Source organism: Pseudomonas sp. SDO5591_S426 (assembly GCF_054070755.1).
The window spans coordinates 1-711 of sequence record NZ_JBSVXD010000418.1 but is presented as its reverse complement, the minus strand read 5'-3'; the positions used below and the strand labels follow the sequence as shown (position 1 = coordinate 711).

The 711-nt window shown below is 60.2% G+C and carries 1 protein-coding gene; it reads left to right on the top strand.

Annotated features, from left to right (window positions below; all coding sequences use genetic code 11):
- The coding region (locus tag ACW9JC_RS30385) for an aldehyde dehydrogenase family protein (RefSeq protein WP_457459682.1) at positions 1-711 on the top strand (711 nt) is incomplete at both ends.

Here is a 711-nt window from a genome sequence, read left to right as displayed (position 1 = left end):
ACATCCATGAACCGCTGGGCGTGGTCGGGCAGATCATCCCGTGGAACTTCCCGATCCTGATGGCTGCCTGGAAACTCGCCCCGGCACTGGCTGCCGGTAACTGCGTGGTGCTCAAGCCTGCCGAACAAACGCCGCTGGGCATCACCGTGCTGGTCGAGTTGATTGGCGACCTGCTGCCGCCCGGCGTGCTGAACATTGTGCAAGGCTTCGGCAAAGAAGCCGGTGAGGCGCTGGCCACCAGCAAGCGCATCGCCAAGATCGCGTTCACCGGCTCGACCCCGGTCGGCTCGCACATCATGAAATGCGCCGCCGAAAACATCATTCCGTCCACCGTGGAGTTGGGTGGCAAGTCGCCGAACATCTTCTTCGAAGACATCATGAAGGCTGAGCCTTCCTTCATTGAAAAAGCCGCTGAAGGCCTGGTGCTGGCGTTCTTCAACCAGGGCGAAGTCTGCACCTGCCCGTCCCGCGCGCTGGTGCAAGAGTCGATCTACGACGACTTCATGAAAGAAGTGATGAAAAAAGTCCTGTCGATCAAACGTGGCGACCCGCTGGACACCGACACCATGGTCGGCGCCCAGGCGTCCGAACAGCAATTCGACAAGATCCTTTCGTACCTGGAAATCGCCAAGGGCGAAGGCGCCGAGCTGCTGACCGGCGGCAAGGTGGAAAAACTCGAGGGCAACCTGGCGAGCGGGTATTACATCCAGC